The 9286-nt window shown below is 71.4% G+C and carries 8 protein-coding genes; all 8 read left to right on the forward strand.

The features are described from left to right. Window positions 1-55: 55 nt before the first annotated feature. The 8 genes from argJ to Manayef4_RS12660 all read left to right on the forward strand — a co-directional run bounded on the left by argJ (window position 56) and on the right by Manayef4_RS12660 (window position 8836). Window positions 56-1222 (forward strand): bifunctional glutamate N-acetyltransferase/amino-acid acetyltransferase ArgJ, encoded by a 1167-nt coding sequence (gene argJ, locus Manayef4_RS12625; RefSeq protein ID WP_070131722.1) that lies wholly within the window; start codon window positions 56-58, stop codon window positions 1220-1222. Beyond that, window positions 1219-2334 carry an acetylglutamate kinase gene (gene argB / locus Manayef4_RS12630; protein WP_070131723.1) on the forward strand — a complete coding sequence of 372 codons (1116 nt, stop codon included), beginning with the start codon at window positions 1219-1221 and terminating at the stop codon, window positions 2332-2334. The genes argJ and argB overlap by 4 nt, the downstream gene beginning before the upstream one ends. Next, on the forward strand, window positions 2331-3665 hold the full coding sequence (locus Manayef4_RS12635; RefSeq protein WP_083282431.1) for an acetylornithine transaminase: 1335 nt from the start codon (window positions 2331-2333) through the stop codon (window positions 3663-3665). Before argB ends, Manayef4_RS12635 begins: the two co-directional genes overlap by 4 nt. Continuing rightward, window positions 3662-4684: an ornithine carbamoyltransferase gene (gene argF / locus Manayef4_RS12640; protein WP_070131724.1), complete on the forward strand. Its 1023-nt coding sequence runs from the start codon at window positions 3662-3664 to the stop codon at window positions 4682-4684. Before Manayef4_RS12635 ends, argF begins: the two co-directional genes overlap by 4 nt. Further along, window positions 4681-5331, forward strand: a complete 651-nt coding sequence (argR, locus tag Manayef4_RS12645) for an arginine repressor (protein ID WP_070131725.1) — start codon at window positions 4681-4683, stop codon at window positions 5329-5331. Before argF ends, argR begins: the two co-directional genes overlap by 4 nt. Window positions 5332-5496: 165 nt before the next feature. Next, on the forward strand, window positions 5497-6699 hold the full coding sequence (locus Manayef4_RS12650) for an argininosuccinate synthase (RefSeq protein ID WP_070131726.1): 1203 nt from the start codon (window positions 5497-5499) through the stop codon (window positions 6697-6699). Between the two features lie 77 nt (window positions 6700-6776). Beyond that, the gene (argH, locus tag Manayef4_RS12655) at window positions 6777-8171 is read left to right on the forward strand and encodes an argininosuccinate lyase (protein WP_070131732.1); all 1395 of its coding nucleotides are present in this window, start codon (window positions 6777-6779) and stop codon (window positions 8169-8171) included. Between the two features lie 26 nt (window positions 8172-8197). Further along, the gene (locus Manayef4_RS12660; RefSeq protein WP_011437552.1) at window positions 8198-8836 is read left to right on the forward strand and encodes a DNA-3-methyladenine glycosylase; all 639 of its coding nucleotides are present in this window, start codon (window positions 8198-8200) and stop codon (window positions 8834-8836) included. Window positions 8837-9286 lie beyond the last annotated feature (450 nt).

A 9286-nucleotide genomic window follows, 5' to 3' on the forward strand; every position in this document is an offset into this window, starting at 1 on the left:
ACATCGATCAGCAACATCGATCAGCAACGCGGCCAGGAGACAGGAGAGGGTTGAGTTGAGCGTTACCGCCCCACGGGGCTTCCGCGCCGCCGGAGTGGCGGCCGGGTTGAAGCCGTCCGGCCGTCCGGACGTGGCGCTCGTCGTCAACGACGGGCCGTCCGACGCCGCCGCCGGGATCTTCACCGCCAACCGGGTTCAGGCGGCTCCGGTGCTCTGGACCCGCCAGGTCCTCGCCGACGGCCGGCTGCGCGCCGTCATCCTCAACTCCGGCGGGGCGAACGCCTGCACCGGTCCGGCCGGATTCGCCGATACCCATGCCACGGCCGAGCACGTCGCCGGGGCGCTCGGCCTCGGTGCCGGCGACGTCGCGGTCTGCTCGACCGGTCTCATCGGCGTCCGCCTGCCCATGGACAACCTGCTCGCCGGCGCCACCAAGGCGGTGGCGGACCTCGCTGACACCGACACCGCCGGCGCCGCGGCTGCGGAGGCGATCCGCACCACCGACACCGTCGCGAAGGCCGCGGTCCGCACCTCGTCAACGACCCCGGGTGTCACCATCGGCGGGATGGGTAAGGGCGCGGCGATGCTGGCGCCGTCGCTCGCGACGATGCTCGTGGTGGTCACCACCGACGCCGTCGCGGACGCCGCCACCCTCGATCGGGTGATCCGGGCGTCCTCGCGGGTCAGCTTCGAGCGGGTCGATTCCGACGGCTGCCTGTCCACCAACGACACCGTGCTGCTGCTGGCCTCGGGCGCCGCCGGGGTGAGCCTGCCCGAGGCGGAGCTGACGGGGCTGGTCACCGAGGTGTGCATCGACCTCGCCCARCAGATGCTCGGCGATGCCGAGGGTTCGACGAAGACCATCGCCATCACCGTGACCGGAGCCGCGACCGAGGACGACGGGCTGGAGGTCGGCCGGGCCGTCGCCCGCAACAACCTGCTCAAGTGCGCTCTGTACGGCAAGGACCCGAACTGGGGACGGGTGCTCGCCGCGATCGGCACCACGAAGGCCGTCTTCGAGCCCGACGCGCTGGACGTGTCCATCAACGAGGTGCGGGTCTGCCGGGCCGGGGCCCCCGGCGAGGACCGCGACCTCGTCGACCTGTCCGGCCGTGAGGTGCGCATCGGCGTCGATCTGCACGCCGGCGATGCCGAGGTCACCGTCTGGACGAACGACCTGACCGACGGGTACGTCTACAAGAACTCGGCGTACTCGACATGAACGCCCCGACCCGGACGCCGCCGCCTTCGAACGGTGGGCACGGCAGCACCGGCAGCACCGGCAGCACCGGCAGCACCGGCAGCACCGGCAGCACCGGCGACGCCGCCCCGGGCGGGGGCACCGGGCGGGGCCCGGCCGCCACCGCCCGCGGCCATGCGGCGCTCGCGAAGACCCAGGTCCTCATCGAGGCGCTCCCGTGGCTGTCGCGGTTCCAGGGCGCGACCATCGTCGTCAAGTACGGCGGCAACGCGATGACGGAGCCGGCGCTGCGCGAGGCCTTCGCCGCCGACGTCGTGTTCCTGCGCCACTCGGGGCTGCGGGTGGTCGTCGTGCACGGCGGCGGTCCGCAGATCACCGCGCATCTGGAGCGCCTCGGTGTCCCCTCAACGTTCGTCGGCGGCCTGCGGGTCACCACCCCACAGACCATGGACGTCGTGCGGATGGTCCTGCTCGGCCAGGTCAATCGGGACGTCGTGGGGCTCGTCAACGACCACGGCCCGTTCGCCGTCGGGCTGTCCGGTGAGGACGCCAACCTCTTCACCGCGCGGCGCCGCCCGGCGATCGTCGATGGCCGGGAGGTCGACGTCGGCCTGGTCGGCGACATCGTCGAGGTCCGACCGGAGACGATCAACGCCCTGCTCGGCTCYGGGAAGGTGCCGGTGGTCGCGTCGGTCGCCCGCGGCGTCGACGGCGGGGTCTACAACGTCAACGCCGACACCGCCGCCGCCGAACTCGCCGTCGCGCTCGGGGCTACGAAGCTCGTCGTCCTGACCGACGTCGAGGGCCTCTACGCGGACTGGCCGGCGAGCGACGAGGTGATCAGTGAGCTGAGCATCACCGAGCTCGAACAGCTCCTCCCCTCGCTCACCGCCGGCATGATTCCCAAGATGGAGGCCTGCCGGCGGGCGGTGCGTGGCGGTGTTCCGCAGGCGCACGTGCTCGACGGACGGGTGCCGCACGCGGTGCTCCTGGAGATCTTCACCGACGATGGCATCGGCACCTTGATCATGGCCGAGTCGGGCACCTCGCCTGAGCCGGGTACGCCCCCCGCACCCRCCGCGCGCCCGGCCGGGATCGTTCCGGCCGGCGAACCGACCGGAGGAACGCCATGAACGCCGAGATCGCTGAGAACCCAGTGAACCCAGTGAACCCAGTGAACGCCRAGATCGCTAAGGACGCCGATCTGATCGCCCGGCGGGACGCCGTCGTGATGGCGACCTACGGCCGACCCGCGATCTCCCTGGCCCGGGGGGCCGGCAGCCGGGTGTGGGACCATGACGGCCGCGAATATCTCGACCTGGTCGGCGGGGTAGCCGTCAGCGTGCTCGGTCACTGCCACCCGGCGGTCCGGGACGCCGTCGTCGGCCAGCTCGGCGCTCTCGGCCACGTGTCGAACCTCTATGCCAACGAGCCTCAGGTGCTGCTGGCCGAACGGCTCGTCGAGCTGCTGCGGGTCGGCGCACCGAGCCCCGGGCTTCCGCCCGAGGGGGCGAAGGTCYTTTTCTGCAACTCGGGGGCGGAGGCCAACGAGGCAGCAATCAAGATCGCCCGCCGGACCGGCCGTCCGGAGATTATCGCCACCGAGGGCTCGTTCCACGGTCGGACCCTGGGCGCGCTGTCCATTACCGGTCAGCCGGCCAAGCGGGCACCGTTCGAGCCACTGCTGCCCGGCGTCCGGTTCGTGCCCTATGGAGACGGCGCGGCCCTGCGCGCCGCCGTCAGCGAGGCGACCGCGGCGGTGTTCCTGGAACCGACCCTCGGTGAAGGCGGTGTCGTGCCGCCGCCGACCGGCTACCTCGCCGCCGCGCGGGCTGTCTGTGACTCCGCCGGCGCGCTGCTGGTCCTGGACGAGGTACAGAGCGGCATCGGCCGGACCGGCTCGTGGTTCGCTCACCAGGCCGAGGGCGTGCTGCCCGACGTGATCACCCTGGCCAAGGGACTCGGCGGTGGCCTGCCCGTCGGCGCCTGCGTCGGCATCGGCGCGGCGGGGACGCTGTTGCGCCCGGGGGATCATGGCAGCACCTTCGGCGGCGGCCCGATCGTCTGCGCGGCGGCGCTCGCGGTGCTCGACACGATCGCCGCCGAGGGCCTGCTTGAACACGCGTCGCGGCTCGGGGAGCGGCTGGCCGCGGCGATCCGGGCGGCGGGCGTGCCCGGCGTGGCGGGGGTCCGGGGACAGGGGCTGTGGCGGGCGATCGAGCTCGACGGCCCGTTCGCGCCGGCGGTGGAGAAGGCCGCCCGCGAGGCCGGTTACCTGGTGAACGCCGTCGCCCCCGACGCCATCCGGCTCGCCCCACCGCTGATCCTCACCGCCGCCGAGGTGGACGCCTTCGTCGCGGCCCTGCCCGGCATCGTCGGCGACGCGCTCGCCGCCCGGGTTCCGTCGGCGCAGTCCGCGTCGGCGCAGTCCGCGTCAGCCCCGGGCTCTAGGGTCAGCGCATGACGGTCCGACACTTCCTTCTCGACACCGACCTGACCCCCGCGGAGCAGACCGCTCTGCTCGACCTCGCCGACGGGTTCAAGGCACGCCGCCGCGTCACCCGGCTGACGGAGCGTCCGCTCGCCGGGCGCTCGGTGGCGCTGCTGTTCGAGAAGCCGTCGACGCGCACCCGACTGTCGTTCGACGTGGGCGTCGCTGAGCTCGGCGGCCACCCGGTGGTGATCGACGCGGCGAGCGCGCAGCTTGGCCGGGGGGAGACCATCGAGGACACCGCCGCCGTGCTGAGCCGGTACGTCGACGCGATCGTCGTGCGTACCTTCGCGCAGGAGCGGCTGGAGCGGCTGGCGGCGGCGGCCACCGTTCCGGTGATCAATGCGCTGTCCGACCACGCCCATCCCTGCCAGGCCCTGGCCGACCTGCAGACGATCCGGGAGCGGCGGGGCCGCCTGGCCGGGCTGACCCTGACCTACCTGGGCGACGGCAACAACGTCGCGCACTCGCTGCTGCTCGCCGGCGCGTCGGCCGGCATGCGGGTGCACGTGGCCTCGCCGCCCGGCTATGAGCCGTTCGAGCAGGTGGTGCGGCACGCCAATGAGATCGGCATGGTGACCGGGGGGGAGGCGCTGGTGATGCACGACGCGCTGGAGGCCGCCGCCGGGGCAGACGTGCTTTACACCGACGTGTGGGCGTCGATGGGTCAGGAGAGTGAGTCGGACAGCCGCGCGTTGGTGTTCCAGCCGTACCGCCTCGACGAGAAGGCCGTCGAGGCCGCTTCGCCCGACGTGATCGTCATGCACTGCCTGCCCGCGCATCGGGAGCTCGWGATCACCACGTCGGTGATCGACGGACCCCGTTCGGTCGTGTTCGACCAGGCCGAGAACCGGCTGCACGCCCAGAAGGCCCTGCTGTCGATCCTGCTGTCCGAGGGCGTCGGTCCGACCGGCACCGCCGGAAGCGCGTCCGGGGTGGGGGGCACATCGTCGGTGGGGGGCGCATCGTCGGTGGGGGGCACCGGGCGATGACCTCGGAAGCAGGCGCGGAGGCCGCGCGTGCCGCGCCGTTGACCAAGCACGCCCGCCAGGCTCGGCTGGCGGCGTTGATCGGTCAGCGCGGCGTGCGTTCACAGACCGAGCTCGCGCGTCTGCTGGCCGCCGAGGGCGTCCAGGTTACCCAGGCAACCCTGTCCCGTGATCTGGAGGACATCGGGGCGACCAAGGTGCGCGGTCCGGACGGCGGCTTGGTCTACGCGGTCGAGGCGAACCTCGCGCCGGCGGAGATCGTCCGGTTGTCGCTCACCCGGCTCTGCGAGGAACTGCTGGTCTCCGCGGAGGCCAACGGCGACCTGGTCGTGCTGCGCACACCGTCGGGCGCCGCGCAGCTGTTCGCCTCGGTGCTCGACCGGGAGGCGCTTCCGGGGGTCATGGGCACGATCGCGGGGGATGACACGGTGCTCGTCGTCTGCCGGTCGGCTCCCGCAGCCGAGGCCCTGGTCCGTCCGGAGAGCTCGGTCCGTCCGGAGAGCTCGGTCCGTCCGGGAGATCCCGCTGGTCAGGGAGGGCATGCTGGTCCGAGGGGTCCGGCACTCGCCGCTCATCTCCTGTGGCTCGCCGACGGCCGGGCGCGGGGAGCGTCGACGGGATCGTCCGCCGTGCCAGACCAGGATGCGTAGCGGTGCGCCGGCGACGCCGTGAACCGGCCTTCCCGGCATCCTTGATGAACATAGCGCTAATTTTTGCTAAAAATAGCACTCATCGGTTTTTCTTTAACCAGCCTGGCGTGATTTTCAATAATTCAACATGATTCTGATATAAAACGACATAAGGAGATAAGTACTGTGACCGAACGCGTCGTGCTTGCCTACTCGGGCGGCCTCGACACGTCCGTGGCCATCGGTTGGATCGGCGCCGAGACCGGCGCCGACGTCGTCGCGCTGGCGGTTGACGTCGGCCAGGGCGGCGAGGACCTCGAGGCCATCCGGCAGCGCGCCCTCACCTGTGGCGCGGTCGAGTCGATCGTCGTCGACGCCCGTGAGGAGTTCGCCGAGTCCTTCGTCGCTCCGGCGATTAAGAGCAATGCGCTCTACATGGACCGGTATCCGTTGATCTCGTCCCTGTCGCGACCCGTCATCGTCAGGCATCTGGTCGCCGCGGCCCGCGAGCACGGGGCGGACGCCATCGCGCACGGCTGCACCGGCAAGGGCAACGACCAGGTGCGCTTCGAGGTCKGGGTGGCGGCGCTCGCCCCCGGGCTGAGCGTGCTCGCCCCGGTGCGCGACTCGGGGATGACCCGGGACAAGGCGATCGCCTTCGCGGAGGAACGCGGCCTGCCGATCGACGTGTCGAAGAAATCGCCGTATTCCATCGACCAGAACCTGTGGGGCCGCACCGCCGAGTGCGGCGTCCTCGAGGACCCGTGGGCCCAGCCGCCGGAGGATGTCTTCGTCTACTCCGCGGACCCCACCGTCGCGCGGATCCCCGACGAGGTGACCATCTCGTTCATCGACGGTGTCCCGGTGGGGTTGGACGGGCGCTCCCTCCCGCTCGCCGATCTCGTCGCCGAGCTCAACGTCCGGGCGGGCGCCCACGGCGTGGGCCGGATCGACCTGATCGAGGACCGGCTCGTCGGCATCAAGAGCCGGGAGATCTACGAGTGCCCGGCGGCGATCACGCTGCTAACGGCCCACCGGGACCTCGAGGACCTCACGCTTGAGCGGGACGTCGCCCGGTTCAAGCGGGGCATCGACCAGCGGTGGGGTGAGATCGTCTACGACGGTCTGTGGTACTCGCCGCTGAAGAGCGCGTTGGACGCCTTCGTCGACTCCGCCAGCGCCGGAGTGTCCGGGGAGGTGCGGATCCGGCTCGTGGGTGGCGTCGCCCAGGTCGTCGGYCGGCGCAGCCCGGCCAGTCTGTACGACCACGCACTGGCCACCTACGACGCCGGCGACCAGTTCGACCAGCGCGACGCCCGCGGGTTCATCGAGCTCTGGGGTCTGCCGACGAAGGTCTGGGCGGCGCGCGAGCAGCGGCTGAACCCGTGACCGCGACGCACCCGCCCGGCGGGAACGACACGACGCGCAGAGGGCCCGGTGACGGGGCGCCCGGTGACGGGGCGCCGATGCGGCTGTGGGGCGGGCGCTTCGCCGGCGGCCCGGCGGAGGCGCTCGCCCGGCTGTCGATAAGCGTCCAGTTCGACTGGCGGCTGGCGCCCTACGATCTGCTCGCGTCGAAGTCGCACGCCCGGGTCCTGCACCGGGCCGGGTTGCTCGACGCCGACGAGCTCGCGGCGATGCTCGCCGCCCTGGACGAGCTCTCCGACGCGGTCGCCCAGGGCCGGTTCCGCCCGACCGTCGAGGACGAGGACGTCCACACCGCCCTCGAACGTGGTCTGCTCGAACGGCTCGGAACGCTGGGCGGAAAGCTGCGGGCCGGCCGGAGCCGCAACGACCAGGTCGCCACCGACCTGCGGCTCTACCTGCGGGACTCGGCCCGCGAGGTGGCCGCGCGGCTGACCGAGTTGTCCCACGCGCTGGTCGTGCTTGCCGAGCAGCACGTCGACACCCCGGCCCCCGGGATGACCCACCTGCAGCACGCCCAGCCGATCTCCTTCGGTCATCAGCTGCTGGCACACGTGCAGGCGTTCGTCCGGGACATCGACCGGTTGCGCGACTGGGACGTCCGGGCGTCGGTGAGCGCCCTGGGGGCCGGGGCACTGGCCGGTTCCTCGCTGCCGCTCGACCCGCAGGGGGTGGCCGCGGAGCTGGGGTTCGACCGGGCGTTCGCCAACTCCCTCGACGCGGTCTCCGACCGGGACTTCGCCGCCGAGTTCCTGTTCGTGGCGGCCCTGATCGGGGTGCACCTGTCGCGGCTCGGCGAGGAGATCGTGCTCTGGACGACGAGGGAGTTCGGCTGGGTCGAACTGGACGACGCCTTCGCGACCGGTAGCTCGATCATGCCGCAGAAGAAGAACCCGGACGTCGCGGAGCTGGCCCGGGGGAAGTCCGGCCGGCTCATCGGGGATCTGACCGGTTTCCTGGCCACCCTCAAGGGACTGCCGCTCGCCTACGACCGCGATCTGCAGGAGGACAAGGAGCCGGTCTTCGACGCGGTCGACACCCTGCTGCTGGTGTTGCCCGCGCTGACCGGCACGGTTGCGACCATGCGGGTCCGTCGCGAGCGGCTCRTCGCCGCGGCGCCCGACGGCTTCGCGCTGGCCACGGATGTCGCCGAGTACCTGGTGCGCCGAGGGGCGCCGTTTCGTCAGGCGCACGAGGCGGTCGGCCAGTTCGTGTCGTGGTGYGTGGCCCACGACGTCGATCTCGACGAGGTGTCGGACGACGATCTCGGTATGATCAACCCCCTGCTCACCCCGGACGTGCGCGAGGTGCTGTCGGTGCGGGGAGCGCTGGAGGCCCGCTCGGCCCCCGGCGGGACCGCTCCCGACCGGGTCCGCGAGCAGATCGCCGCGTTGCGTCCGGTGCTGGACCGGGACCAGGCCTGGGCGGTGGGCTGACGGCACTACCCGAATCCTCGCCCGGCATGGCACCGACGGACGGTGCCGCGCCGGACGGGGTGGACTTCTATGACCGGCCCGTTCTGGCCGTCGCACCGGCTCTTCTTGGTGCGACGGTCTGGCACGGGCCGGTCGCCGTTCGGATCACCGAGGTCGAGGCGTACGGGGGGCTGGACGATCCCGCCTCGCACGCCTACCGCGGCCCGACGCCGCGCGCGGCCGTCATGTTCGGACCGCCGGGACGGGCCTACGTCTACCTCAGTTACGGCGTCCACTGGTGTCTGAACGTAGTGTGCGGACCGGTCGGTTCGGCGTCGGCCGTGCTCCTGCGCTCCGGAGAGGTCGTGGCGGGTCGTGACCTCGTGGCGGGCCGTTTCCCGCGCCTGGTCGAGGCGGACCTGGCGCGTGGCCCCGGCCGGTTGGGACGGGCGCTCGCCGTGACCGGCGCATTGAGCGGAACCACGATCACCGGCCCGGGGCCGGTCACGGTGGCACTGGCCGGGGGCCGGGGGATCCGTCCTCCCGGCCCGCCCGGTATCTCCGGCGGCCGGGTCCGCCGCGGCCCCCGGGCGGGGATTCGGGTGGCGACCGAATGGCCCTGGCGATTCTGGCTCGCTGGCGAGGCGACGGTCAGCGGCCCGCGGCCGCCGCGTCGACCCAGGTGAGTCGACCCGGTGAGTCGACCCGGTGATGCTCTGGCCCGTGTTCCGGGTGTCAGTCTTCCGGCCCAGACCATCAAGCGTCCCATATCAGAAGATCACAACGAACTGGTCTTGAGAAGGTGTGACGTACATCACATATCTTGGTAAGGGATTGATTTGACGTCCCCCGTCATCCACCCGTAATGTTCTCTCTGTCAGCGAGACACCGGATCCGCCGAGTACCACGGATGCGGTCGGTGACTGCCCCCCCGAGGGGCGCGTGTGGCAGATGTACGGCAGCCCCCGTCTGGGGAGTAACTGACGAGCATCCTCCAGAATTTTGTAAGAAGCCAGCAAGCSGCCTGAGGGCGACGTCTTGCGACGTCTACTCAGTAGCGCCTGCTCCTTGAGAACTCAACAGCGTGCCGATTGTCAGTGCCAATTGTTTTACCCCGTTCATGGCCTGGCTGGGTG

Source organism: Frankia sp. CgMI4, assembly GCF_001756285.1.
Taxonomy (GTDB): domain Bacteria; phylum Actinomycetota; class Actinomycetes; order Frankiales; family Frankiaceae; genus Frankia; species Frankia casuarinae.